This is a genomic window from Acidovorax sp., assembly GCF_034519795.1.
GTDB lineage: Bacteria > Pseudomonadota > Gammaproteobacteria > Burkholderiales > Burkholderiaceae_C > Acidovorax.
In genome coordinates this window covers 216,519-240,812 of the sequence record NZ_JAXHOB010000004.1, presented here as the reverse complement: position 1 = coordinate 240,812, position 24,294 = coordinate 216,519, and the positions used below count along the sequence as shown (strand labels likewise).

Genomic DNA, 24,294 nt, shown 5'->3' with positions numbered 1-24,294 from the left:
CTGGGGCCTACTTCTTCGCGTCGCTGGCAGCGGCCTGGGGCGCGGACGCGGCGGCGGCTGGTGCTGCGGCCTTGTCCTTCTTCCTGCTGGCAGGCTTGTCGTCGGCCTTGGACGCCGTCTTGCTCGCCTTGGCTTCTGCTTCTTTCTTTTTCTTGTCGGCCTTGGCCTGGGCTGCGGCGCTGAAGCGCTTGCCGTTGACGGTCAGGCCTTCGGCCGAGAACCTGGCGGCCGTCTTTTCGCCCACGCCGCCCACGCGGTTGATGAAATCGTTCCAGTCCTTGAACTCACTGGTCTTGCGCTCGTTGATGATCTTCTCGGACATGGCCGGGCCGATGCCCTTGATGCCGTCGAGCTCGGCCGCGCTGGCCTTGTTCACGTCCACGGCGGCAAATGCGGTGCCCGCGAACAGCAGGGCGATGACGAGCAGGAACTTCTGGATGAACATGGGTGCGACTCCCTCGGTGTGTTGTTGGTGCCGATCATCATATCGGCCGGCACAGGGGGATCAAGTCGCTTGTGCCACCGCTACAGTTCTTCCACGCGCCGAGCCGGGTAACTGTCCCAGGTCTGGCAGCCGGGGCATTGCCAGAAATGCTGGCGCGCCTCGAAGCCGCAGGCTGCGCAGCGGTAGCGGGTGAGGGGCTTGACGGCATGGTCCAGCGCGCGCTGCACCTGCGGGTGGAAGGACTCGTGCTCCAGCTTTTCGCCGGCCAGCCATTTGGCGGCCGCCACCAGGGATTTCTCCTTGTCGAGGTGGTCCACATAGCGCTGGCGCGCGCCTTCGCCTGCACCCTGGGCCGTGTCGATGGCGACCAGGCTCTCCAGCACGTCGAGCGAGGGCCCGCCGTCGTAGTGCTCCTGCAGCAGGGCCTGGGCCTGCGCGGTCTGCCCCGTGGTGGCCGCCACCTCGACCATCAGCGGCGCGGCCAGGGGCAGGGCGGCGGGGTTGTGCTGGCCCAGCGCCTTCAAGGTGGCCAGCGCGGCGGCCGGCTGGCCCATGAGGTGCTGCAGGCGTGCCATGTCGATCCGCGCCCGTGCGGCGCCCGGGGCGGCGGCCACGGCCTGCTCCAGCAGGGCCAGGGCACCGGCGTGGTCGGCCTGGCCGCTGAGCGCGGCCGCCTGCTCGCACAGGTAGTGCGCCTGGCGGGTGCTGAAGTCGCCCTGGTCGGCATCGTGCATCTTGCGCGCGATGGTCGTGGCATGGGGCCAGTCGCGCGAGCGTTCGTAGATGGCCAGCAGCGCCAGCCGGGCCTGGGCCTCGAAGGGCGTGCCTTCCAGGCGGTTGAGCGCATCCTCGGCGCGGTCGAGCAGGCCGGCCTTGAGAAAATCGAGCGCCAGCGCATGCTGGGCGCGCTCGCGGTCGGTGCGGCTGAGGTCGCCGCGCGAGAGCAGGTGCTCATGCACGCGCACGGCGCGGTCGTACTCACCGCGGCGGCGAAACAGGTTGCCGAGGGCGAAGTGCAGCTCCGAGGTGTCGGGGTCGTTCTGCACGGCCTCGATGAAGGCGTCGATGGCCTGGTCCTGCTGCTCGTTGAGCAGGAAGTTCAGGCCCTTGAAATAGGCCTTGGGTGCGCGGCGGTTCTCGGCACGCAACTGGCGCAGGTCGAACCGCGATGCCAGCCAACCGAGCACGAAGGCCAGCGGCAGGCCCAGCAAAATCCAGCTGAGGTCAAATTCCATGGATGGGCGGCATCTCGGCGGGTGCGGCTTCGGCCGGGACGGCGGCCTTGGCAGGGGTTGCGGGTGGTGCCTGCTTGAGGGCCTGGCGGGCTGCGCTGCGGTGTTTCCACCAGCGTGGCACCATGCCCAGCACGCCCACGATGAGGCCGGCGGAGAACGCCGTGAGCACGACCAGCACCAGCGGCGCGCGCCATTGCGTGCCGAAGAAGAAGTGCACGGTGGCGTCCTGCTGGTTGTTCAGCGCGAAAGCGAAGAGGGTAAAAAAAATGGCTGCCTTGAGCAGCCACAGGAGGTATTTCATGGGGCTCCCCGGTGGTGGGGAGATTCTAAGGCGGCAGGGGAGCCGTCCCTGGGATGGTGCGCACCCGTGTGGGGAATGCGCGTCCCTGTGGGCGATCCGTTCGCCCGGCGTGTCAACCCGAGGTACCCGTGGCCTTGGCCGCGGCTGCCGGGGCGGGCGCACCGTCGTCTTCCATCTCGGCCGTGCGCTTGTCAACGGCTTCGCGCAGGGCCTTGCCTGGCTTGAAGTGGGGCACGCGCTTTTCGGGGATGGCCACGGCTTCGCCGCTGCGCGGGTTGCGGCCCATGCGCGGCGGGCGGTGGTTCACCGAGAAGCTGCCGAAACCCCGGATCTCGATGCGATGGCCGCGCACCAGCGCGTCGCCCACGGCGTCAAGAATGGTCTTGACGGCGTATTCGGCATCGCGGTGGGTGAGCTGGCCAAAACGGGCGGCCAGTTCTTCAACAAGGTCAGAGCGGGTCATGGTATCGGGAAGTCGGGTAGAAAGAGAAGCGGGCGCACGAGGCGCCCGCTGACTGACCTTCAGGAGGTCAAGCCGTCACTCACTTGTCGGAGTTGTCCAGCTTGGCGCGCAGCAGGGCGCCCAGGCTGGTCGTACCGGCGCTTTCGCGGCTCGATTGCTGGCTCAGGCTGGCCATCGCACCTTGCTCGTCGGCCATGTCCTTTTGCTTGATCGACAGCTGGATGTTGCGGGTCTTGCGATCCACGTTGACCACCACAGCGGTGACTTCGTCGCCTTCCTTGAGCACGTTGCGGGCATCTTCCACGCGGTCGCGGGAGATTTCCGAAGCGCGCAGGTAGCCCACGATGTCTTCGCCGAGGTCGATTTCAGCGCCACGGGCGTCCACGGTCTTGACCTTGCCGGTCACCGTCTGGCCCTTGTCGTTCACGGTCACGAACGTGGTGAACGGGTCGCCGTCGAGCTGCTTGATGCCCAGCGAGATGCGTTCGCGGTCCACGTCCACGGCCAGCACGATGGCTTCCACTTCCTGGCCCTTCTTGTAGTTGCGAACAGCGGCTTCGCCGGGTTCGTTCCACGAGAGGTCGGACAGGTGCACCAGGCCGTCGATGCCGGCAGCCAGGCCCACGAACACGCCGAAGTCGGTGATCGACTTGATCGGACCCTTGACGCGGTCACCGCGCTTCGTGTCCTGTGCGAATTCTTGCCATGGGTTGGCCTTGCACTGCTTCATGCCCAGGCTGATGCGGCGCTTGTCTTCGTCGATTTCCAGAACCATGACTTCGACTTCGTCGCCCAGCGAAACCAGCTTGGCGGGAGCGATGTTCTTGTTGGTCCAGTCCATTTCGGAGACGTGCACCAGGCCTTCGATGCCGGGTTCGAGTTCGACGAACGCGCCGTAGTCGGCAATGTTCGTGATCTTGCCGAACAGGCGCGTACCTTGGGGGTAGCGGCGGTTCACACCCATCCATGGGTCGTCGCCCATTTGCTTGAGACCCAGCGAGACACGGTTCTTCTCGGTGTCGAACTTGAGGATCTTGGCCGTGATTTCCTGGCCAGCAGTCACCACTTCCGATGGGTGACGCACGCGGCGCCATGCCATGTCGGTGATGTGCAGCAGGCCGTCGATGCCGCCCAGGTCCACGAACGCACCGTATTCGGTGATGTTCTTGACCACGCCTTGAACGATGGAGCCTTCCTTCAGGGTTTCCATCAGCTTGGCGCGCTCTTCGCCCATGGAGGCTTCCACCACGGCGCGGCGGCTCAGCACCACGTTGTTGCGCTTGCGGTCGAGCTTGATGACCTTGAATTCCAGGGTCTTGTTCTCGTAAGGCGTCAGGTCCTTGATAGGACGCGTGTCGATCAGCGAACCGGGCAGGAATGCGCGGATGCCGTTGACCAGAACGGTCAGGCCGCCCTTGACCTTGCCGCTGGTGGTGCCGGTGACGAATTCGCCGGATTCCAGGGCCTTTTCCAGGCTCATCCACGAAGCCAGGCGCTTGGCGGTGTCGCGCGACAGGATGGTGTCGCCGTAGCCGTTTTCGATGGAGCCGATGGCCACCGACACGAAGTCACCCACTTGGACTTCGACTTCGCCCTTGTCGTTCTTGAATTCTTCCAGCGGCACGTAGGCTTCGGACTTGAGGCCGGCGTTGACCACGACGAAGTTGTGTTCCACGCGCACGACTTCGGCGGTGATCACTTCGCCTGGGCGCATTTCGGTACGCTGCAGGGATTCTTCAAAAAGGGCGGCAAAAGATTCTGACATGTGTTTCCTTGCCACAAACAGGATTCCGGGAGCACCATTGCTTCCGTTTTTATAGCTGCTTGCGGTGGTTTTTTGCGGCAAAGCCGCGGTTAGGTGGTGGTTGATCCACAGGGCCCGTGCGCTGGTGAGCGAGCGGTGCCATTGGGGCCGTGCAGGGCTTGCGCCCTGGCTTGCAGCGCCTTGCGGCCCTGCCAGTCAGCCCTGCGCGGCCAAGGCTGCGAAAGGCTGCCGCTCCTGCCACCAGACAAGCACCTGATCGACGGCTTCATCAATCGTCAATTCGGAGTTGTCCAGCACCAAAGCGTCCTGCGCGGGCTTCAAGGGTGCGACGCTGCGGGAACTGTCCCGCGCATCGCGCGCCTCAAGGTCTGCACGAAGGTCGGCTATGTTAGCCGAAAACCCCTTTGAAATCAACTGCTTATACCGGCGCTCCGCGCGGCACGCGGCGCTGGCCGTCAGATACACCTTGAGCGGGGCCTGCGGGAAGATCACCGTGCCCATGTCGCGGCCGTCCGCCACCAGGCCCGGCAGGCGCCGAAAGCTGTGCTGCAGGTCCACCAGGGCCTCGCGCACGGCGGGCAGGGACGATACGCGCGAGGCGTTCATGCCGGCCTCTTCGGTGCGGATATCGGCGGTCACGTCGTCCTGGCCGAGCAGCACGCGCCCACCCTCGAAGTGCACGGGCAGGGTCTTGGCCATGTCGGCAATGCGGGCTTCATGGGCCGTGTCGATGGCCAGGCCCTGGCGGATGGCGGCCAGGGCCGTGATGCGGTACATGGCGCCCGAGTCGAGGAAGCGGTAGCCCAGGCGCTGGGCCACGGCCGCCGCCACGGTGCCCTTGCCCGAGGCCGTGGGGCCGTCGATGCAGATCACCGGGATGCGCTCGGTGGCGGCATGCGCCACCGAGAACAGCGCCTCGAAATAATCGGGAAAGGTCTTGGCCACGCACTTGGGGTCTTCGATGCGCACCGGCAGGCCTGCCGGGTTGAACGCCGCGAGCGAAAAGCACATGGCCACGCGGTGGTCGTCGTAGGTGTGGATGCTGGCGGCCTTCCAGTCGGCCAGCTGCGCGGGCGGGGTCACGCGGATGAAGTCGGCGCCTTCCTCCACCGTGGCGCCGAGCTTGCGCAGCTCGGTCGCCATGGCGGCGATGCGGTCGGTTTCCTTCACGCGCCAGCTGGCGATGTTGGTCAGCGTGGTGGTGCCTTCGGCGTACAGCGCCATCACGGCCAGGGTCATGGCCGCGTCGGGAATGTGGTTGCAGTCGAGGTCGATGGCCTTCAGGGGCCAGCCCTGGCCGGGCTCGCCGCGGCGGATGTGCAGCCAGTTGGCGCCACCGGTGACCTGCGCGCCCATGGCGCGCGCGGCCTCGACGAAGCGGATGTCGCCCTGGATGGAGTCGAGCCCCACGCCATGGATGCGGATGCCTTCGGGCAGGCCTTCGTGCCCCGCAGCGATGGCGCCCAGGGCGATGAAGTAGCTGGCCGAGGAGGCGTCGGCCTCCACATGGATGTCGCCGGGCGAGCGGTACTGGCTGCCCGCGGCGATGGTGAAGCGCTGCCAGTCCTGGTGCGTGACCTCGATGCCGAAGCGCGCCAGCAACTGCAAGGTGATGGCGATGTAGGGCTTGGAGATCAGCTCGCCCACCACGTCGATCACGATGTCCTGGTCGCGCGCGGCCAGGGGCAGGGCCATGAGCAGGGCGGTGAGGAACTGGCTGGAGACATCGCCGCGCACGCGGATGGGTGCGGCCAGCGCCAGGGCCGGCACGCCCTGGCCGTGCGCAATGCGCAGGGGCGGGTAGCCGTCGTTGCCCAGGTAGTCGATGCGGCAGCCGAGCTGGCGCAGCGCGTCCACCAGGTCGCCGATGGGGCGCTCGTGCATGCGCGGCACACCCGACAGCTCGAACTCGCCGCCCAGCAGCGACAGCGCGGCGGTCAGCGGGCGCATGGCGGTGCCGGCGTTGCCCATGAACAGCTTTGCGGGCGAGCGCGGCGTGCCGCCGCCCAGGCCGGTGATGCGCACGGTGCGGTTGCTGCCGTCCTCGTCCACTGTGCAGCCGATCTGGCGCAGGGCGTCGAGCATGACGCGGGTATCGTCCGAGGCGAGCAGGTCGTGCACGGTGGTGGTGCCCGCGCTCAGCGCCGCCAACAGCAGCACGCGGTTGGAGATGCTCTTGGAGCCGGGCAGGTGGACTTCGCCGCCTGCGGCGTCGAGGGCCGGCAGGTCAAGGCAGGGGATGCTGAACATCAACGCCCCTTGCTCGTGCGCTGCGCGCCCATGCGCCAATGCGCGCGGGTCTCGCTGGCCAGGGTGATCATGTCTTCCAGGGCCTGGGCGTCGCTTTTCTGCATTGCCTGCTCGATGTTCTGCAGCGTCTGCTGGAACAGGCGCGACTGGGCCAGCAGCTCTTCGCGGTTGGACAGCAGGATGTCGCGCCAGACCTTGGGGTCGCTGGCGGCAATGCGCGTGAAGTCGCGGAAACCGGGGCCCGCGAGCGACAGGAAGTCATCGCCATCATTCTGGCCGGTGATGCTGTTCATCATGGCAAAGGCCAGCAGGTGGGGCAGGTGGCTCACGGCGGCGAAGGCCGCATCGTGCGACTCGGGCGACATGCTGCTCACGCGGCAGCCCAGGGCGGTCCACACGGTCTCGGCCTGGCTGAGCTGGGTGGTCAGCGTTTTCTCGATGGGGGTCAGGATCACCTGGCGGCCGGAGTACAGCTCGGCATCGGCATGTTCCACGCCCGAGACCTCGCGGCCGGTGATGGGGTGGGCGGGCACGAAGGAGCCCACCTGGTCGCGCAGTGCGCGCCGCGCGGCCTGCACCACGTCGGCCTTGGTGGAGCCCACGTCCATGATCAGCATGTTGGGCGTGACCAGGTGGCGGATGGCCTTGAGCGTGGCCTCGGTGGCGGCCACGGGCACGGCCACCAGCACGATGTCGGCGCCTGCCACGGCCAGCAGGGCCGAGGGGGCCTCCACGTCGATCACGCCGAGCTGGCGCGCGCGGTCGGTGGTGGAGGGCGATTTGCTGTAGCCCACCACGCGCTTGACCAGGCCGGCCTTTTTCATTGCCAGGGCGAAGGAGCCGCCCATGAGGCCGCAACCGATGAGTCCCAATTGTTCAAACATGGTGCGATTCCGGCAGGGGGCGACGGGAAGCGATCGCCGGGCGTTCAGGGGGGCGCATGGGCATGTACGGGCTCATGGCGCGACCGGGTAGGTGCCCAGCACCTTGTAGAAGGCGCACAGGCTGCGCAGCTCTTCGAGTGCGCGCGCCACATGGGGCTGGGCGGGGTGGCCGTCCAGGTCGATGTAGAAATAGTACTCCCACTGGCCGGTGCGCGCCGGCCGCGATTCGAAGCGCGTCATGGACACGCCGTGCGCCTTGAGCGGCACCAGCAGGTCGTGCACGGCGCCCGGCCGGTTGGGCACCGAAACCACCAGGCTGGTGCAGTCCTTGCCCGAGGGCGGGGGCGTCTGCAGCGTGTGCGGCAGGCAGATGATGGCAAAGCGCGTGCGGTTGTACGCGTCGTCCTGGATGGCGTGCGAGACGATGTGCAGGCCGAACTGGGTGGCGGCGCGCTCGCTCGACAGGGCGGCCCAGCGGGGGTTGGTGGTGGCCAGGCGGGCACCTTCGGCATTGCTCGACACCGGGCGGCGCTCGGCATGCGGCAGGTGCTTGGACAGCCAGGCCTGGCATTGGGCCAGGGCCTGGGGGTGGGCCATGACCACCTCGATGCCGTCCAGCGAATTGCTGGTGCGCAGCAGGTTGTGGCGCACCAGCAGGCTGACCTCGCCGACCACATGCGTGGGGGTGTGCAGGAACAGGTCGAGCGAGCGCGTGACCACGCCCTCGGTGGAGTTCTCCACGCCCACCACGCCGTACTGGGCGCTGCCTGCGGCCGTGGCATGGAACACCTCGTCGAAGTTGGCGCAGTACATCAGGTCGGCAGCGCCGCCGAAGAACTCGATGGCCGCCTGTTCGCAGAAGGTGCCTTCGGGGCCGAGCACGGCCACGCGCTGGGGCGACTCGAGCGCCAGGCAGGCGGACATGATTTCGCGCCAGATGGCGGCCACATGGGCGCCCTTGAGCGGGCCGGGGTTGGCGGTCTGGATCTTGTCGATGACCTGGGCCACGCGGTCGGGCCGGAAGAACGGCGTGCCCTCGCGCTTCTTGACCTCGCCGACCTGTTCGGCCACCAGGGCCCTCTGGTTGAGCAGCGTGAGCAATTGCTGGTCGATGGAGTCGATCTGCACGCGCAGGCTGGCGAGATCAGGGGAGGCTTGCGGTTGGGTCATGAAAGGGCAGCTTTTCTGGCGGGCGTCCGGCGGAAGTTGGAGGGAGGGGCTCAGGCGCGCTTTTGTTCAAATTCTCGCATGTAGTCCACCAGCGCCTGTACACCGGCCAATGGCATGGCGTTGTAGACGCTGGCGCGCATGCCGCCCACGGACTTGTGGCCCTTGAGCTGCAGCAGGCCGCGCTCGCGCGCGCCGGCCAGGAAGGCGTCGTTGCGCGACTCGTCGCGCAGGAAGAAGGGGATGTTCATGCGCGAGCGGCAGTTGGCGGCCACCTTGTTCACGTACAGCTGCGAGGCGTCGATCGCGTTGTAGAGCAGCTCAGCCTTGGCGATGTTGCGCCGCTCCATGGCGGCCACGCCGGTCAGCTCGCCCTCGCGCTGGCGCAGCAGCCACTGGAAGGTCAGGCCCGCCACGTAGATGCCCCAGGTGGGCGGGGTGTTGTACATGGACTCGTTGTCCGCCACGGTCTTGTAGTCGAAGGCGCTCGGGCAGGCGGGCAGGGCGTGGCCCAGCAGGTCCTCGCGCACCACCACCAGCGTCAGGCCGGCCGGGCCCAGGTTCTTTTGCGCGCCGCCGAAGGCCAGGCCCACGCGCGACCAGTCCACGCTGCGTGAAGCCACATGCGACGAGAAGTCGATGACCAGCGGCGCATCCGAGCCCAGGGCCTGGAGGTCGGGCAGTTCGTGGAACTCGATGCCATTGATGGTCTCGTTGCTGCACAGGTGCAGGTAGCTCGCGCCGCGGCTCAGGTTCCAGGTGGCCGGGTCGGGCAGGGTGGTGAAGTCGCTGTCCTGGCTGCTGGCGGCGATGTTCACTTCGCTGGCGTACTTGCGCGCCTCCTTCTGCGACTTCTGGCTCCAGCTGCCGGTGACCACGAAGTCCACCGCAGCGGCGCGCGAGAGGTTCAGCGGCACGATGGCGTTCTCGGCCAGGCCGCCGCCCTGCATGAACAGGATCTTGAAGTTCGCCGGCACGGCCAGCAGGGTGCGCAGGTCGGCCTCGGCCTGCTGGTAGATGGACAGAAACTCCTTGCCGCGGTGGCTCATCTCCATCACGCCCATGCCGCTGCCATGCCAGTCCAGCATTTCGGAGGCGGCTTGCTGCAGCACTTCGGCGGGGATGGCGGCGGGGCCGGCGGAGAAGTTGTAGGGGCGGTTCATGTCAAGCAAACGGAAAGGTGATGGCTGTCTCGGTGGGCCGGCGGCCTGGTGCCGCTCTGGCCCGCATTACTTCATGCTGCCCGGGAGGTGCATGGCGCGCAGCACCCGGTGGGCCCGGGGCCGCCGCGCGCATGCGCTCCGTCAGGACTCGGAGGGGCCGTCGCTGTCCGGCGCGGCATCGCTGCCGGCATCCGCCGCGCCGCCTTCGCCCTCGATCACGTTGGCATCGTTCTCGACGATGCGCTGCAGGCCGCTGAGCTGGGAGCCTTCGTCCAGCGCGATCAGCGTCACACCCTGCGTGGCACGGCCCAGTTCCCGGATCTCGGAAACACGGGTGCGCACCAGCACGCCCTTGTCGGTGATCAGCATGATCTCGTCATCGGCATGCACCAGCGTGGCGGCCACGACCTTGCCGTTGCGCTCGCTTTGCTGGATCGCGATCATCCCCTTGGTGCCGCGGCCATGGCGCGTGTATTCGACGATGCTGGTGCGCTTGCCGTAGCCGTTCTCGGTGGCGGTGAGCACGCTTTGCGTCTCGTCCTCGGCCACCAGCATGGCGATCACGCTCTGGCCATCTTCCAGCGTCATGCCGCGCACGCCGCGGGCCTGGCGGCCCAGGGGGCGCACGTCGTTCTCGTCGAAGCGTACGGCCTTGCCGCCATCGCTGAACAGCATCACATCGTGCTGGCCGTCGGTGAGTGCGGCGCCGATCAGGTAGTCGCCGTCATCGAGGTTGACCGCGATGATGCCGCCCTTGCGCGGGTTGCTGAACTCGTCGAGCGCGGTCTTCTTCACCGTGCCCATGCTGGTCGACATGAACACGTAGCGGTCGGCCGGGAAGGTGCGCATGTCGCCGGTGAGCGCCAGCACCACGTTGATCTTCTCGCCCTCTTGCAGCGGGAACATGTTCACGATGGGGCGGCCGCGCGAGCCGCGCGAGCCCGCCGGCACTTCCCAGACCTTGAGCCAGTACAGCCGGCCGCGGTTGGAGAAGCACAGGATGTAGTCGTGCGTGTTGGCGATGAAGAGCTGGTCGATCCAGTCGTCTTCCTTGGTCGCCGTGGCCTGCTTGCCGCGCCCGCCGCGCTTTTGCGCGCGGTACTCGGACAATGGCTGGCTCTTGATGTAGCCGGTGTGGCTGAGCGTCACCACCATGTCGGTGGGGGTGATCAGGTCTTCGGTGGACAGGTCCTGCGCGCTGTACTCGACGATGCTGCGGCGGGCGCCCAGCTTGGTCTGGCCGAATTCCGTCTTGATGGAGGTGAGTTCGTCGCCGATGATGACCGATACGCGCTCGGGCTTGGCCAGAATGTCCAGCAGGTCTTCGATGACCGACATGACTTCCTTGTACTCGGCCACGATCTTGTCCTGCTCCAGGCCCGTGAGGCGCTGCAGGCGCATCTGCAGGATTTCCTGGGCCTGCGTTTCCGACAGGCGGTACAGGCCGTCCTGGCCCATGCCGAACTCCACCTCCAGGCCATCGGGGCGGTAGTCGTCGGCACTCACCACGCCGCCATCGGCGCGCGTGCGGGTGAGCATCTCGCGCACCAGTTTGCTGTCCCAGGGGCGGGCCATCAGCTCGGCCTTGGCCACTGGTGGGGTGGGGGCGTTGCGGATGATGGCGATGAAGTCGTCGATGTTGGCCAGCGCCACGGCCAGGCCTTCGAGCACATGGCCGCGGTCGCGTGCCTTGCGCAACTCGAACACCGTGCGGCGGGTGACCACTTCGCGGCGGTGCTGCAAAAAGACGCCGATCAGGTCGCGCAGATTGCACAGGCGGGGCTGGCCTTCGATCAGCGCCACCATGTTCATGCCGAAGGTGTCCTGCAGCTGCGTCTGCTTGTACAGGTTGTTGAGCACCACCTCGGGCACTTCGCCGCGCTTGAGTTCGATCACCAGGCGCATGCCCGACTTGTCGGACTCGTCCTGGATGTGGCTGATGCCCTCGATCTTCTTTTCGTGCACCAGCTCGGCCATGCGCTCCTGCAGCGTCTTCTTGTTGACCTGGTAGGGCAGCTCGTCGACGATGATCGCCTGGCGCTGGCCGCGGTCGATGTCCTCGAAGTGGCACTTGGCGCGCATCACGACCTTGCCGCGGCCCGTGCGGTAGCCGTCCTTCACGCCGTTGATGCCATAGATGATGCCGGCCGTGGGGAAGTCGGGCGCGGGGATGATCTCCATCAGCTCGTCGACCGTGGCATCGGGGTTGCGCAGCATGTGCAGGCAGCCATCGACCACTTCGTTGAGGTTGTGCGGCGGAATGTTGGTGGCCATGCCCACCGCAATGCCGGACGACCCATTGACCAGCAGGTTGGGCAGCTTGCTGGGCAGCACGATGGGCTCTGTCAAGCTGCCGTCGTAGTTCGGGCCGAAGTCGACAGTGTCCTTGTCGATATCGGCCAACATTTCGTGGGCAATCTTGTCAAGGCGAATTTCGGTGTACCGCATTGCAGCCGCGTTGTCGCCATCGACCGAACCGAAATTGCCCTGACCGTCAATCAACGTGTGGCGCAAGCTGAACGGCTGCGCCATCCGCACGATGGTGTCGTAGATGGCAGAGTCCCCGTGGGGGTGGTACTTACCCATCGTCTCGCCAACTGCCTGAGCACTCTTGCGGTACTTGCTGTTGTAGTTGTTGCCCATCTCGTGCATGGCGTACAGCACGCGCCGGTGCACGGGCTTCAGACCATCGCGCGCATCGGGCAGAGCGCGGCCCACGATCACGCTCATCGCGTAGTCGAGGTAGCTGTTGCGCATCTCCTCTTCGAGGCTGATGGGCAGGGTTTCTTTGGCAAACTGGGTCATAGGGCGGCGGTGACGGCGAAGGAGAATCATTTTAGAGGGGAAAGCGTGTCGCGCTCCCGCAACATATCGTCGCAATTACGGTTTTGTCCTACGGGCCCCAATGCGGTGCGGGCGCTTTTGCCCAGTTACGTATGGCACAATCGTTTGAACGCTTTGGGTGATGGTCACCTCAAGCGTCCTGATTCGCAGCGCGGCTGCGGCTTTTTCCCCAAGAGGAGAACCATGAAGAAACTGAACAAAGTGGCGATGTTGTTTGCCTCTGCAGCGCTTGCAACCGCCGCTGGCGCACAAACTGTTGACAACTGGAGAGACGCTTCTGGCCAACTGGTTTGGAAGAACGGCACCAACGAATACTGCTGGCGCAATGCCAACTGGACGCCAGCCACCGCTGCTCCAGGCTGCGATGGCGCAATCGCCAAGCCCGCAGCAGCACCTGCTGCCGCCCCAGCACCTGGTGCTGCTCCCGCACCTGCCGCCGCTGCACCCAAGCCTCCAGCTCCTCCAGTGATGGCCAGCAAGGTCACCTACGCTGCTGACGCATTCTTCGACTTCGACAAGTCGGTGCTGAAGGCAGAGGGCAAGGCCAAGCTGGACGACCTGGTCTCCAAGGTCAAGGGCATCAACCTGGAAGTCATCATCGCCGTGGGTCACACCGACTCCGTGGGCTCCGATGCTTACAACCAGAAGCTGTCGGTCCGCCGTTCCGAAGCCGTCAAGGCTTACCTGGTGTCCAAGGGCATCGAAAAGAACCGCGTGTACACCGAAGGCAAGGGCGAAAAGCAACCAGTGGCTGACAACAAGACCGCTGAAGGCCGCGCCAAGAACCGCCGCGTGGAAATCGAAGTGGTTGGCACCCGCGCCAACTAATCTCTCGATTGGTTCGCACCAGAAAAGCCCCGGCAACGGGGCTTTTTTTCGTCTGGACCTTCCCTGGGTTTTATACGGGTACGAAACGCGGACCCCTGGGTGGCCAGTACGTGCTCTTAAATATGGGCAGCAAGAGCATTCCCTTGGGGATTGGGCCCGATGCAGCATCGTTGACAATGCACACCATGAGCGAAGAAACGACCACTACCCCTCCCCTCAATGCCGACCCGGCCGAGTTGGCCAAGTTTTCCGCGCTGGCCCACCGCTGGTGGGACCCGGACAGCGAGTTCCGCCCGTTGCACCAGATCAACCCGCTGCGCCTGGACTGGATCCACGCCCTGAGCGGCCTGGGCGGCAAGCGCGTGCTCGACGTGGGTTGCGGCGGTGGCATCCTGGCCGACTCCATGGCGCGCAAGGGGGCCGACGTCACCGGCATCGACCTGGCCACCAAGGCCCTGCGCGTGGCGCAGCTGCATGCACTCGAAGCAGGCACCAAGGGGGTGCAGTACCGCGAAATCAGCGTGGAGGCCCTTGCGCTGGAGCAGCCCGCCAGCTTCGACGTGGTGACCTGCATGGAGATGCTCGAGCACGTACCCGACCCGGCTTCTGTCGTCAAGGCCTGCTCTGAACTCGTCAAGCCCGGCGGCTGGGTGTTCTTCTCCACCATCCACCGCAATGCCAAGGCCTTCATGCTGGCCATCGTCGGGGCGGAGTACGTGCTCAACATGCTGCCGCGCGGCACGCACGAATACGCCAAGATGATCCGCCCGAGCGAGCTGGCATCGCACTGCCGTGCTGCAGGCCTGGATGTGCTGCAGACCCGGGGACTGGAGTACAACCCGATCACCAAGCGCTATTGGCTGAGTGCTGACACGAGTGTGAACTACATGTTCGCAACACAGCGCCCCGCTTGATTTGACCTGACAACCCTTGCATGTGACGACTTCCCCTGTGACCCCCATCTTCCACAACATCCGCGCCGTCCTGTTCGACCTGGACGGCACCCTGATCGACAGCGCCCCCGACCTCGCCGCGGCCGCCGACAAGATGCGCACCGACCGGGGCATGGAGTCCCTGCCGCTGGCGCGCTACCGCCCCATGGCCGGAGCCGGCGCGCGCGGCATGCTGGGCGAGGCCTTCGGCCTCAAGCCCGAGGATGCGGAGTTTGCCGCCCTGCGCGAGGAGTTCTTTGCCAACTACGAAGCGCGCATGACGGTGCTCACCGATGTGTTCGACGGCGTGCCGGCATTGGTCCAGGCGCTGCAGGCCCGGGGGCTGGCCTGGGGCGTGGTGACCAACAAGGCCATGCGCTTCACCGACCCGCTCACACGCGCCATGCCCCTGTTTGCCAGCGCAGGCGCCGTGGTCAGTGGCGACACCACGCCGCACGCCAAGCCGCACCCCGCCCCGCTGCTGGAGGCGGCTGCCCGCTTGAAAATCGATGCCAGCCAGTGCATCTATGTGGGCGACGACGAGCGCGACATCATCGCAGGCCTGGCCGCCGGCATGGGCACCGTGGCCGCCACCTACGGCTACCTGGGCTCCGCGCAGGCCCCGCATGCCTGGGGCGCGCACGCTGCAATTAAATCTCCCTCCGAGCTCTTGCAATTGCTGGGACAGGCCTAAAATAGGAAGTCTGGGGCTGTCCTGGTTTCGACGTGGGTTCGGAGCCGGTGTGGTGCATGTCGAGCTTGATTCACGCTCGTAAATCTCGATTTAACAAACTAACTGCAAACGACGAACGTTTCGCACTCGCTGCTTAATTGCCAGTGAGCCTTGCAACAGTTGGCCGATGGGCTGGGCAAGGGGGTTCTGAGCAATCAGCGCCTCCCGGCTGCAAGGATAATTACATGGGCTGGCTCCAATCCGGGTACCTTGGGTTGGGGCGAGATTCAAGGGTACTGGCGGCCTGCGTAGCGTGCGACTGCGCGACACAGGTGGCGAGACTCAAATCAGACCGCTAAACATGTAGATCTGCCCGGTGAAGGCTTGCGGACGCGGGTTCAATTCCCGCCAGCTCCACCATTACAACTTCCAAGGGCGTTCACTGAAGTCCAGTGAACGCCCTTTTTCTTTGGTGAATCAACGACTTACAGCGCATGGACGTTCGCTGTAGTCCATCTACATCCGAGGCAAAGCGGGGGAACAGACGGGGGAACAAATCCCGAAAGTCGTAGACTCGGGCCAGTTGTTCCCCCGATTCCCTATGGGGGAGGCCGTTCCCCCACCCCTGGAGCTGTTCCCCCATGCTGACCGATGCTCACTGCAAAAACGCGAGTTGTTCCCCCGGCGCCAAGCGCGAGCGCCTGGCCGACGCGGGAGGCCTCTACCTTGAGGTCAGCCCTTCGGGTTCAAAGCGGTGGTTCTGGAAGTACCGCAAGGACGGGAAGGAAGGCCGCATGGCGCTGGGCAGTTACCCGGCCGTGGGCCTGACGGCTGCACGCAAGGCGCGGGATGCCGCCAAGAGCCAGAAGGCCGCTGGCATTGACCCGGTGCAGGCCCGCAAGGTGGAAAAGCTCAAGGGCGCCCGGCAGGACGGCGATACCTTCAAGGCCGTAGCCCTGGAGTGGCACGGCAAGCAAGTGCCCGAGTGGAGCCCCGGCCACGCCGAGCGCACCAAGCGCCAGCTTGAGCGGGATCTGTTCCCCTGGATTGGTGAGCGCTCGATGGTCAGCATTGAACCCATGGAGCTGCTGGCCGCGCTGCAGAAGGTGGAGGAGCGCGGCGCGATAGAAACCGCCGACCGCGCCCTCATGCTGTGCCGCCAGGTGTGGCGCTACTGGCTCCCCACCGCCGCCAACACCCAGCGCGATATCACCGAGGGCCTGAAAAGCAGGCTCACCCCCTATCGCGGCACGAACTTCCCCGCCGTGGTGGAGCCCAAGCGCTTCGGGGAGCTGCTGCGGGCCATGCACGCCTACAAGGGCACGCCTGCCGTGCGCACGGCGCTGCTTCTGGCTCCGCTGCTGTACCAGCGGCCGGGCAACCTGCGGGCCATGGAGTGGGCCGAGCTGGATCTTGATGCGGCGCTGTGGACCATCCCTAGCGCAAAGATGAAGCGCACCAAAAAGGAAAAAGAGCAGGGCGCTGCCCACGTCGTGCCCATGCCCACCCAGGCCGTGGAGCTGCTGCGCGATCTGCACCCACTCACGGGCCACGGCGCATACGTGTTCCCTGGCCAGCGCGACCATGGCAAGCCTATGTCGGATAACTCGGTGCGCAGCGCCCTGTATTCCCTGGGCTTTGGCGATGAACAGTCATGGCATGGCTTTCGGGCCAGCGCCCGCACGATGCTGGTGGACCAGCTCGATCTGGACCCGCTGGCCATCGAGGCGAACTTGGCCCACGCGGTGAAGGACTCCAACGGCCGCAGCTACAACCGCACCCAGTACCTCACGAAGCGCTTTGACCAGGTGCAGCAGTGGGCGGACTACCTGGACAAGCTGCGCAAGGGTGCAGACGTGTTGCCAATGCCGCAGCGCGCCGCCTGACGGGCGGCACCAGCACCAGACACAAGGGGCCGCGAGGCCCTTTTTTCATGGGCGCGCGATGGTCGTGCAAATTTCCTTCGCCACCATTCCCGGGAAAACCGTGGGAACAGTGGGAACAGACACCATGAATCCAGCAGCCATGCGGATTACCAGCCGGTAGCGAGTGGGAACAAAGTGGGAACAGACTGGGAACAGAGTGGGAACACTTTTACATAGTGAGAAAAACACTCACACAACACTGTTTTCTCCCTATTCCCATCCCTTCGCGCCCTCGCTGCCGGCCCTTTGGCCCTTCTGTGCCACCGGCGCACCGACACGCACATTCGTGGAAATGAGCGCGTGAGGGCCTTCCCCTGGAACCACCTCACCGGCATGCGAGCGTGCACACGTGTGCACTCGGTGACGGAACTCCCAGCGGCGCCAGCGATGCACGGGGCCGACCTCGCGGCAGGCGCCGTATCGATGTGGATAACTTTTGCCGCTAGCTTGCGCAAAAAATAGGCATCTGCGCATCGGCCGCAAACCCGCATGAATGCTGGGTTTCCCGTAAATGTGCGAAAATTGTTCACAGTGCACAGTAAATACGACGGGCGTTATGTTTAATAGTGTGCCGTATCTCTATATTTTGCACACTATCGGGCGAGCGTGCCACAATGCTCCACAACGCCAAAGGATGCATTCATGACGCTTGATGAGTTTGACGCCGCGCTGGTCGCACTGGGTTGGAAGGTCAGTGAGTTCTGCAGGGCCACGGGCTTGCACCGCAACACCCCCAGCCGCTGGCGGAATGAGGGGGTAGAGATACCCGAGTGGGTGCCGCAGCACTTGGGCTTGTTGCTCGATCTGCGGCGCCTGCATGCGGCCCATACGCTGCCCCAAACGGACAAGGGGGCAGGGTGGTACGTGCAGGACCTGCAGCGCCTGCGTGCGGCCTATTTGGAGCCCCCTGCAGGCGAATAGCTGGAACTCATGCGCGCGGCTGTGCGTGCAGCCCGCCGTGCTTTGGCTCTCGCGCGGTGTGGACCTGGCGACTGTGTGTAGACCGCTCGACGCTTCGCGTTTCGTCTGTCCCTGCGCCGCTCCTCGTGCCTGCGATCAATGGCCCGGTAAAGCTCGGGCTTTGCCGCTCTGCGGGTGCGTTTCTTTGAAGCCTCGATCTTGCGCCATTCCGCAGATTGCTTCGCTCTCCAGGCTCGCGAGTAGGCGTTTGCAGCCTCGCGTTGTTCGTCAGACCATTCGCTGCGTGCAATCCTTATTCGCACCGCTCGATGCTTTTTCAACGCCGCAGAGGCGATAGCCCTTTCGACTCCAAACTCCCGATGAAACCATGGCGAGTGACCTAGCAGGTTGTTGGAGCCGGGCGAGTCCTGGTCGGCGTGGTAAACGGTTCTGGATGGGGCGCTCGATACGCTTTGGCGAAGCTCTACCGCCTCTTCCTCTATGCGAGAACGCCATCCCTTGATCTGAAGCTTTTCGGTTGTGGTCATGAGTGCGCATGCGTGCAATAATTGCTTCAACCCCCTGACCGGGGCTGGTGCGTAGAAACACCTTTCGCAAAGCGGCGCGACCTCCCCGATAGTGAGGTTTTGTCACGTCCGCATTCAAGCGCGTGCGGCCTTTGCCGCATGCTTGGTTTCGGGCGGGATGGTCAGAGCGGCAACGCCTGGCGCACGTCTTTGCGCGTAAGTTTCTAACATCCCGTCCACCTGTTGCGCGTAGAAACGTGGCAGGTGGTTTCAAGTCTCGCAAAGGAGCAAGAAGCCATGACACTCGTCACCACCCTGGCAGGCCGCAGCGTTGTGCCAGCCAAAACACCAGGCATTCGCCCTGGATCCCCCGACCCCATCCAGTTGTATGCCGATGCGCACAACGCGCTTGAAATGGCATTGCACTATCTGCGCCAGCCTCATGCCAATGTGCTGGGCGCTGCAAGAAAGGCGGGACAAGTCTTGGCTGCGCTGCGTGGCCCGGCCAGCGCGCCCGCAAGCGTTGGTGAGGGGGGTTGAGCCATGGCAAAAACGCAATGGAATCGAGTTCAACTCGCCTGTGCTCTCCATTTGAAATTTCACTCACTGCCCGGGCCTTGCAAAGCATCGGCATCATGCGGCAATCCGCCCTGCAGAACGAAGGTGCAGAGGATGAGGAAGCGCCCGACTTTGCTAGCCAGTGCCTTGCTCAGCGCATCGGATGGTTGGCCGATATGGCGGCCGAATGCGGGGCTTCGACTGGCGGGTATGTGGATCGACGCTCGCCCCTTGAATGGTCTATGCCACCTGTTTTCGCTGACCGCAGGAGGGCTTGAGACATGGAAGCCGCAAGCAAGACAAGAGCCTCCGCCGCATCGAAGTCTGCGAGCCGGCGCAGCTACGGCGGGCTGGGGGCAATCCCCGCCTACGGTGTTGCCGATGGCGTGCAGAGCTGGCGCCATGGTCCGCGTGCGCGGGAACGCGCGTGTGGTGGATCGTGCGCTGGACATTCCTGGCGCCCCGCCCGGGCGGCGCCCGCGACGTGTTCGACTGCCCCGACACCGTGTGCAACTACCTCACGCTGCGCCTGGCCGGTGATCCCTGCGAGCGGTTTGCGGTGATCTACCTCGACCACCAAAACGCGGCCATTGCCTACGAATGCCATTTCACGGGCACCGTTGCGCAGGCCAGCGTGTATCCCCGTGAAATCGTTCATGCGGCGCTCAAGCACCAGGCTGCAGCGGTTGTGTTGGCCCACAACCACCTCGAGCGGAAGCCTCAAGCCCAGCAGGTCGGACGAGTCGCTCACACAGACTTTGAAACAGGCCCTGGCCTTGATCGATGTGCGCGTGCTGGATCACATCATTGTGGCCGGCACAAAGTCATTCAGCATGGCTGAACATCGCCTGCTATAAGGGGGCTCAATGGTTGTAGATCTTCGATGGCAGGACGCTTGCAGCGCAAGCCGAGCATTCACAGCAGAGCATCCGCGCGGCCGGCTGGCCAGAGAGAATGACCCTCAAGCAGCTCGCGGCGGTTCAGCGCCCCTATCCGCGCGGTGATGTGGCCGGGCGGCGAATGGCAGCTACTTTGCAATTCGCCTTGGAGACGGCTTGCAAGGGCGGTGGTCTTGAGCATGAGGCCGAGTCCAAGGTAGCTCTCGCACCCAGGTGGTGAACCATGTGCCCCCGCCGTTTGGCGACACCTCGCGCTGGAACCCTGCCTATGTGCGTGACGGGCGGCCTATGGCTACTCATCAGGTGGCCATGAGTACTCCCTCACACTGCGACTGGTGAGCCCCCGCGCCTTCGCATCCTGGCTGCACTCGCAAGGAGAGGCGCCAAGCTCCCACGTGAGCGCCTGGCTCTCTGTGAAGGGCGTAGCGTGGCCGCCCGTCGAGGTGGCCACAGTAGAGCCAGAGCAACCGGCCTTTCCCTTGTTGGATTTCGCGGCGTTGGTGGCATACCGAGCGGCGCGAAAAGCCGCCAATGTAGAGGCGGGAGTGCCCAGGAGAAGCATCCCCTGGGTTGCAGGCAATCAGCTCGACATTCTGCGAGCTGAATACGGGCGGCTGGGCGCCAACACTGGCGCGGCTGATGCGATTGCAAAAAACCTGGCCATTTCCAGGCAGGCAGTTGAGTCAGCGATCAAGACCGCGCGAAAGCGCCAGGGCGGCGGGTCCTGGCAGAGCCTGAACGCCGCATAGCCCATCCGTCGTTTGCAGGGCGCTTGCGGGCGGCGCTACCTGCACAACACACCCCGCCTCTGTACGCACGCCAGCGACCTAATGCAAGCCATTTGCAAGGCGACAAACCACGTTTGCAAGCAGGAAAGTCTCGCCATGCCTTGAGCGCACCACCACGGATGCACCGGCAGACATGAAAGGACTTTCCCCATGCAAGTGGTGCACACCGCCAAACCGCGGGTTGTTCCCCGCGACCGCCTGATGCGCCTCCCCGATGTGGAGGCAACTACCGGCTGCAAGAAAAGCACCATCTACAAACTCATGAAAGAAGGCAAGTTCCCGCACTGCGTTCGCATCACTGCACGCATGGCTGCCTGGCCCGAGGCCGCGGTGCTGGGGTGGGCGCAAGACCGCATTGCGGGTGAGGTGCAAGAGAACGCCAGCACTGAGTGCCGCACGATGAAAGACCAAACGACAGAGCAAGCTGAGCAGCGACCTCGCCGATTAGAGCGACGGTGCGACGACGCTGGCGAAAACGCTTGACCAACCCTCAACCGAGCGTGGTCCGGAATGGCCAGGTGGAAGCAGCGACCGCCCGTGCACCTATCGCGAGCTGCACGTGAGCTACGCCAGCGCACTGGACGACTTCTAGAGCGGCAGTGGTTGCCCCGCAGACACCCGACGGAACTGGATACCGCGAACAAATGAAGACACCCATCACCCCGGAACTGATTCGCGCAGCACTGGCGCATATTCCCGCCAGCTTGCCGCGAGATGAGTGGGCACGGGTAGGGATGGCAATAAAAGCGAGTTCCCTGATGCAACCGGGCAGGAGCTTTTTGAGGACTGGAGTGCTTCGGCAGATGGCCACGACGCGCGCGCCACTCGCAGCACATGGCGCAGCATCAAGGAGGCGGCGGGGGTGGGTATCGGCACTCTGCTGCACCTGGCCAAGGAGGACGGCTTTGTGCTGCCCGGTGCCACTGAGCCCGCCACCGCTCCAAGCCCTGAAGTGCTGGCGCAGCGGGTGCGCGAGCAGGCGGCACGTCTGCAGGCCGAGCAAGCCCAGCAGCAGGCAGCGCATGCAGCAGCCGCCGCCGATGCGTCGGCACAGTGGAACGCAGCCAGCGATACCGGCGCCAGCGCCTACCTGACCCGCAAGGGCGTGCAGGCGTTCGGCCTGCGCTTCGCACCTGATGGCTGCGTGCTGGTGCCCCTGCGCGATGCCGCTGGCACCTTGTGGAACCTGCAGCGCATCGCGCCCGAACGGCCGGCCGATGGCACCGACAAGCTGTTTCTGAAAGGTGGCCGCAAGTCGGGGCTGTGGCACTGGTGCGGTGATCCGACCGGGGCGGCCGTGCTGCTGGTGGCCGAGGGGCTACGCTACGGCGGCCAGCGCCCCACCAGGCCACCGGCCGCCTGGTTGCCGTGGCATTCGATGCGGGCAACCTTGCCCACGTGGCGAAGGCCCTGCGCGCGGCGAACCCGGCTGCGCTGCTGGTGCTGTGTGGCGATGATGACCGCACCACCGAAGCACGCACCGGCACCAACCCAGGCCGGGAGAAGGCGGGCGCAGCGGCGCGGGCCGTGCGCGGCCTGGCCGTGTTCCCCCGAGGGCCTGCCTGATGGCGGCACCGATTTCAACGACATGCACCAGGCGACGGGGCTGCAGGCCGTGGGCGCCTGCATCGAGGCCGTGATTGCCACGCACCAGACTGAGCAGGTCGAGCAGAAAGATCAGGCCGTTGAGGCCGCTCAGAGCCCGAAGGCGGGGAAGGCCTCGACCCGTGCGAGTCGTGAGCCCCAGGGGGCCTGGCAGTGGCCCCGGCGAGGCTGCGGACGATGGCCGCGCCTTCGATCCCTTCACGGTGAACGATTCGGGCGTGTGGCATGCCGGTGTGGACAGGGAAGGCCAGCCCAAGCCCCCGCAATGGGTGTGCAGCCGCCTGGATGTGCAGGCGCTGACCCGAGACCAGGACGGGGCCGGCTGGGGCTACCTGCTGGCCTTTGCCGACCCGCTGGGCAAGCCCAAGCAATGGGCCATGCCCGCCCGGATGCTGTCTGGTGATGGCGGGGAGTACCGCGCTGCGCTGCTGAATCTCGGGCTGCGCATTGCCCCATCACCCAGCGCCCGCAACCTGCTGACCCAGTACATCCAGAGCCGCCAGCCGGGGGAGTTTGCGAGCTGCACCGACCGCATCGGCTGGCATGGCCGGGCCTTCGTGCTGCCCCACGAAACCATCGGCGACGATGCCGAGCGCATCGTGTTCCAGTCCGGAAAGCCAGATGGAGAACACCTTTCGCGTGCGTCACGACGCTGCCGCGTGGCGTGATCGCATCGGCGCGCTGTGTGTGGGAAATTCCCGCCTGGTGTTCGCGGTGGCGTGCGCCTTTGCTGGCCCGCTGCTGCGCCCTGCAGGCATGGAGAGCGGGGGCTTTCACATGCGGGGCGACAGCTCCAGCGGCAAGACCACGGCCCTGCGCCTGGCCGCCAGTGTGTACGGTGGTCCGAGCTACATGCAGCGCTGGCGCACCACCGACAACGCCCTTGAGGCCATCGCGGCGCAGCACTGCGATTCGCTGCTGATCCTCGATGAGCTGGCGCAGGTAGAGGGCAAGGTAGCCGGGGAGTGTGCTTACATGCTGGCCAATGAGCAGAGCAAGGCACGCGCCACCCGCAACGGTGCACCACGCGCCCGCCTGTCCTGGCGCCTGCTGTTTCTGTCTGCTGGTGAGCTGGGGCTCGCTGACCACATGGCCGAAGGGATGAAGCGCACACGCACTGGCCAGGAGGTGCGCATGGCCGACATTCCTGCGGATGCGGGTGCGGGGCTCGGGGCGTTCGAGCATCTCCACGACTTCGCTGGCGGGGCTGCGTTCTCCAGTCACCTGGCCCGCGAGGCGCAAGCCTGCCACGGCGCACCAGGCCGAGCGTTTCTCGATTGGGCCTGCGCCCATGCCGATGCGTTGCCGAAGCGCCTACGCACTGCGGTGCAGTCGCTGGCGCGTGAGCTGGTGCCGCAGGACGCATCGGGCCAGGTGGAGCGCGTGGCCGCCCGCTTTGCGTTGGTGGGTGTTGCGGGAGAGCTGGCCACTGAGGCGGGGCTCACAGCCTGGCCCGTGGGCGAAAGCGAGAGAGGCGCCCGAGCGTGCTTCTCCGCATGGCTGTGCGCCCGAGGTGGCGCCGGCAATGGCGAGGTGGTGTCCATGCTGCGTCAGGTCCGTCGCTTCTTGGAGACCCATGGGGAGGGCCGCTTCGCCATGTGGCACCGTGCTGCTGATGACCATACGCCGAAGACGTTGCAGCGTGCTGGGGTGCGCCGCATGTTGAATGCAGAGGGGCAGCCTATCAAGAGCGATGCTGAGCACCAGCGTGAGTATGGGGAGCGCATGCCGTCCTCGCTTGGCGAGGGGGTGAGCTTCGAATACTACGTGTTGTCCGAAACGTTCAAGTCCGAAGTCTGTCAGGGGTTCGACCACCAGGCGGTTTGCCGTGTGCTGGTTGCCCATGGATGCCTCACCATCAAGGAAGCCGACCGCCACACCATCAGTACGAAGCTGCCAGGGATCGGCAAGGTGAGGTGCTACTGCATTCCGCCATCCATCTTTGAGCTGGAGCTGTGAAGAGGTGCGGCCGGTGCTTTCATCAGGGTCGAGGGATTGCCGAGCCACGGGGCCGCCCGTGGAGGGCGGGGGCGAGGTCCTCTCTGCGCGAGAAATTCCAAGCGGGGGGCGGTGGCGCAAGTGCGTGGGTCCTCCCTGGCGTTCTGTGGTGCGGGTAATTCGTGCCCCGTTGCGTTTGTAGTC

Annotated in this window: 22 protein-coding genes, 1 other RNA gene and 2 pseudogenes; 14 read left to right on the top strand and 11 right to left on the bottom strand. The window is 65.3% G+C overall.

The window, feature by feature from the left end:
• Positions 1-7: 7 nt before the first annotated feature.
• From U5N23_RS04870 to gyrA, 10 genes are all read right to left on the bottom strand, one after another.
• Complete coding sequence (locus tag U5N23_RS04870) at positions 8-445, bottom strand: ComEA family DNA-binding protein (protein ID WP_416208569.1); 438 nt, start codon at positions 443-445, stop codon at positions 8-10.
• Positions 446-525: 80 nt separating this feature from the next.
• Positions 526-1,680, bottom strand: coding sequence for a lipopolysaccharide assembly protein LapB (gene lapB, locus U5N23_RS04865; RefSeq protein ID WP_322591704.1), 1,155 nt, complete (start codon positions 1,678-1,680; stop codon positions 526-528).
• Positions 1,670-1,981 (bottom strand): LapA family protein, encoded by a 312-nt coding sequence (locus U5N23_RS04860; RefSeq protein WP_145698325.1) that lies wholly within the window; start codon positions 1,979-1,981, stop codon positions 1,670-1,672. Before U5N23_RS04860 ends, lapB begins: the two co-directional genes overlap by 11 nt.
• 112 nt (positions 1,982-2,093) lie before the next feature.
• A complete protein-coding gene (locus U5N23_RS04855; protein ID WP_057206225.1) occupies positions 2,094-2,444 on the bottom strand; it encodes an integration host factor subunit beta in 351 nt (116 codons plus the stop codon).
• Positions 2,445-2,523: 79 nt separating this feature from the next.
• Positions 2,524-4,209: a 30S ribosomal protein S1 gene (gene rpsA / locus U5N23_RS04850; protein ID WP_007852596.1), complete on the bottom strand. Its 1,686-nt coding sequence runs from the start codon at positions 4,207-4,209 to the stop codon at positions 2,524-2,526.
• Between the two features lie 195 nt (positions 4,210-4,404).
• Positions 4,405-6,459, bottom strand: a complete 2,055-nt coding sequence (locus U5N23_RS04845) for a bifunctional 3-phosphoshikimate 1-carboxyvinyltransferase/cytidylate kinase (RefSeq protein WP_322591703.1) — start codon at positions 6,457-6,459, stop codon at positions 4,405-4,407.
• On the bottom strand, positions 6,459-7,343 hold the full coding sequence (locus U5N23_RS04840; protein ID WP_322591702.1) for a prephenate dehydrogenase: 885 nt from the start codon (positions 7,341-7,343) through the stop codon (positions 6,459-6,461). The genes U5N23_RS04845 and U5N23_RS04840 overlap by 1 nt, the downstream gene beginning before the upstream one ends.
• 72 nt (positions 7,344-7,415) lie before the next feature.
• Positions 7,416-8,513, bottom strand: coding sequence for a prephenate dehydratase (pheA, locus tag U5N23_RS04835; protein ID WP_322591701.1), 1,098 nt, complete (start codon positions 8,511-8,513; stop codon positions 7,416-7,418).
• A 50-nt stretch (positions 8,514-8,563) separates the two neighbouring features.
• Positions 8,564-9,673 carry a 3-phosphoserine/phosphohydroxythreonine transaminase gene (gene serC / locus U5N23_RS04830; protein ID WP_322591700.1) on the bottom strand — a complete coding sequence of 370 codons (1,110 nt, stop codon included), beginning with the start codon at positions 9,671-9,673 and terminating at the stop codon, positions 8,564-8,566.
• A 141-nt stretch (positions 9,674-9,814) separates the two neighbouring features.
• Entirely contained in the window at positions 9,815-12,478 is a 2,664-nt protein-coding gene (gene gyrA / locus U5N23_RS04825; protein WP_322591699.1) for a DNA gyrase subunit A, read from the bottom strand.
• A gap of 222 nt (positions 12,479-12,700) precedes the next feature.
• Here gyrA and ompA point away from each other — a divergent pair, with 222 nt between their 5' ends.
• The 8 genes and pseudogenes from ompA to U5N23_RS04785 form a co-directional block, all read left to right on the top strand.
• Positions 12,701-13,345, top strand: a complete 645-nt coding sequence (gene ompA, locus U5N23_RS04820; RefSeq protein WP_322591849.1) for an outer membrane protein OmpA — start codon at positions 12,701-12,703, stop codon at positions 13,343-13,345.
• A 185-nt stretch (positions 13,346-13,530) separates the two neighbouring features.
• Complete coding sequence (gene ubiG, locus U5N23_RS04815; protein ID WP_322591698.1) at positions 13,531-14,259, top strand: bifunctional 2-polyprenyl-6-hydroxyphenol methylase/3-demethylubiquinol 3-O-methyltransferase UbiG; 729 nt, start codon at positions 13,531-13,533, stop codon at positions 14,257-14,259.
• 46 nt (positions 14,260-14,305) lie between these two features.
• Entirely contained in the window at positions 14,306-14,971 is a 666-nt protein-coding gene (gene gph, locus U5N23_RS04810; protein WP_322591848.1) for a phosphoglycolate phosphatase, read from the top strand.
• 12 nt (positions 14,972-14,983) lie between these two features.
• Positions 14,984-15,370, top strand: a transfer-messenger RNA (tmRNA) gene (gene ssrA, locus U5N23_RS04805).
• 221 nt (positions 15,371-15,591) lie between these two features.
• Positions 15,592-16,836, top strand: coding sequence for a tyrosine-type recombinase/integrase (locus U5N23_RS04800; RefSeq protein ID WP_322591697.1), 1,245 nt, complete (start codon positions 15,592-15,594; stop codon positions 16,834-16,836).
• Positions 16,837-17,517: 681 nt separating this feature from the next.
• Positions 17,518-17,796, top strand: coding sequence for a hypothetical protein (locus tag U5N23_RS04795; RefSeq protein WP_322591696.1), 279 nt, complete (start codon positions 17,518-17,520; stop codon positions 17,794-17,796).
• 803 nt (positions 17,797-18,599) lie between these two features.
• The gene (locus U5N23_RS04790; RefSeq protein WP_322591695.1) at positions 18,600-18,842 is read left to right on the top strand and encodes a hypothetical protein; all 243 of its coding nucleotides are present in this window, start codon (positions 18,600-18,602) and stop codon (positions 18,840-18,842) included.
• A gap of 496 nt (positions 18,843-19,338) precedes the next feature.
• Positions 19,339-19,717: pseudogene (locus tag U5N23_RS04785) on the top strand (JAB domain-containing protein); the annotation flags it as partial.
• Between the two features lie 58 nt (positions 19,718-19,775).
• Here U5N23_RS04785 and U5N23_RS04780 read toward each other — a convergent pair.
• On the bottom strand, positions 19,776-19,940 hold the full coding sequence (locus tag U5N23_RS04780; RefSeq protein ID WP_322591694.1) for a hypothetical protein: 165 nt from the start codon (positions 19,938-19,940) through the stop codon (positions 19,776-19,778).
• A 214-nt stretch (positions 19,941-20,154) separates the two neighbouring features.
• Here U5N23_RS04780 and U5N23_RS04775 point away from each other — a divergent pair, with 214 nt between their 5' ends.
• From U5N23_RS04775 to U5N23_RS04755, 6 genes and pseudogenes are all read left to right on the top strand, one after another.
• Positions 20,155-20,508, top strand: coding sequence for a hypothetical protein (locus U5N23_RS04775; RefSeq protein ID WP_322591693.1), 354 nt, complete (start codon positions 20,155-20,157; stop codon positions 20,506-20,508).
• Positions 20,509-20,697: 189 nt separating this feature from the next.
• Positions 20,698-21,030 carry a helix-turn-helix transcriptional regulator gene (locus tag U5N23_RS04770; protein WP_322591692.1) on the top strand — a complete coding sequence of 111 codons (333 nt, stop codon included), beginning with the start codon at positions 20,698-20,700 and terminating at the stop codon, positions 21,028-21,030.
• A 235-nt stretch (positions 21,031-21,265) separates the two neighbouring features.
• Positions 21,266-21,427 (top strand): annotated as a pseudogene (locus U5N23_RS33065) (PriCT-2 domain-containing protein); the annotation flags it as partial.
• Between the two features lie 488 nt (positions 21,428-21,915).
• The gene (locus U5N23_RS04765; protein ID WP_322591691.1) at positions 21,916-22,113 is read left to right on the top strand and encodes a hypothetical protein; all 198 of its coding nucleotides are present in this window, start codon (positions 21,916-21,918) and stop codon (positions 22,111-22,113) included.
• A 161-nt stretch (positions 22,114-22,274) separates the two neighbouring features.
• Positions 22,275-22,820 (top strand): DUF927 domain-containing protein, encoded by a 546-nt coding sequence (locus tag U5N23_RS04760; RefSeq protein ID WP_322591690.1) that lies wholly within the window; start codon positions 22,275-22,277, stop codon positions 22,818-22,820.
• A complete protein-coding gene (locus tag U5N23_RS04755; RefSeq protein ID WP_322591689.1) occupies positions 22,774-24,111 on the top strand; it encodes a DUF927 domain-containing protein in 1,338 nt (445 codons plus the stop codon). The genes U5N23_RS04760 and U5N23_RS04755 overlap by 47 nt, the downstream gene beginning before the upstream one ends.
• Positions 24,112-24,294: the final 183 nt, after the last annotated feature.

Bases quoted from the DNA above. Each gene is read 5' to 3' on its own strand.
- U5N23_RS04860 (WP_145698325.1), bottom strand. From the start codon at position 1,981: ATGAAATACCTCCTGTGGCTGCTCAAGGCAGCCATTTTTTTTACCCTC.
- pheA (WP_322591701.1), bottom strand. From the start codon at position 8,513: ATGACCCAACCGCAAGCCTCCCCTGATCTCGCCAGCCTGCGCGTGCAG.
- serC (WP_322591700.1), bottom strand. From the start codon at position 9,673: ATGAACCGCCCCTACAACTTCTCCGCCGGCCCCGCCGCCATCCCCGCC.
- ompA (WP_322591849.1), top strand. From the start codon at position 12,701: ATGAAGAAACTGAACAAAGTGGCGATGTTGTTTGCCTCTGCAGCGCTT.
- rpsA (WP_007852596.1), bottom strand. From the start codon at position 4,209: ATGTCAGAATCTTTTGCCGCCCTTTTTGAAGAATCCCTGCAGCGTACC.
- gyrA (WP_322591699.1), bottom strand. From the start codon at position 12,478: ATGACCCAGTTTGCCAAAGAAACCCTGCCCATCAGCCTCGAAGAGGAG.
- U5N23_RS04755 (WP_322591689.1), top strand. From the start codon at position 22,774: ATGGAGAACACCTTTCGCGTGCGTCACGACGCTGCCGCGTGGCGTGAT.
- U5N23_RS04870 (WP_416208569.1), bottom strand. From the start codon at position 445: ATGTTCATCCAGAAGTTCCTGCTCGTCATCGCCCTGCTGTTCGCGGGC.
- U5N23_RS04845 (WP_322591703.1), bottom strand. From the start codon at position 6,459: ATGTTCAGCATCCCCTGCCTTGACCTGCCGGCCCTCGACGCCGCAGGC.
- lapB (WP_322591704.1), bottom strand. From the start codon at position 1,680: ATGGAATTTGACCTCAGCTGGATTTTGCTGGGCCTGCCGCTGGCCTTC.
- U5N23_RS04770 (WP_322591692.1), top strand. From the start codon at position 20,698: ATGCAAGTGGTGCACACCGCCAAACCGCGGGTTGTTCCCCGCGACCGC.
- U5N23_RS04780 (WP_322591694.1), bottom strand. From the start codon at position 19,940: ATGCTCAAGACCACCGCCCTTGCAAGCCGTCTCCAAGGCGAATTGCAA.
- U5N23_RS04795 (WP_322591696.1), top strand. From the start codon at position 17,518: ATGACGCTTGATGAGTTTGACGCCGCGCTGGTCGCACTGGGTTGGAAG.
- U5N23_RS04855 (WP_057206225.1), bottom strand. From the start codon at position 2,444: ATGACCCGCTCTGACCTTGTTGAAGAACTGGCCGCCCGTTTTGGCCAG.
- U5N23_RS04790 (WP_322591695.1), top strand. From the start codon at position 18,600: ATGACACTCGTCACCACCCTGGCAGGCCGCAGCGTTGTGCCAGCCAAA.
- ubiG (WP_322591698.1), top strand. From the start codon at position 13,531: ATGAGCGAAGAAACGACCACTACCCCTCCCCTCAATGCCGACCCGGCC.
- U5N23_RS04840 (WP_322591702.1), bottom strand. From the start codon at position 7,343: ATGTTTGAACAATTGGGACTCATCGGTTGCGGCCTCATGGGCGGCTCC.
- U5N23_RS04800 (WP_322591697.1), top strand. From the start codon at position 15,592: ATGCTGACCGATGCTCACTGCAAAAACGCGAGTTGTTCCCCCGGCGCC.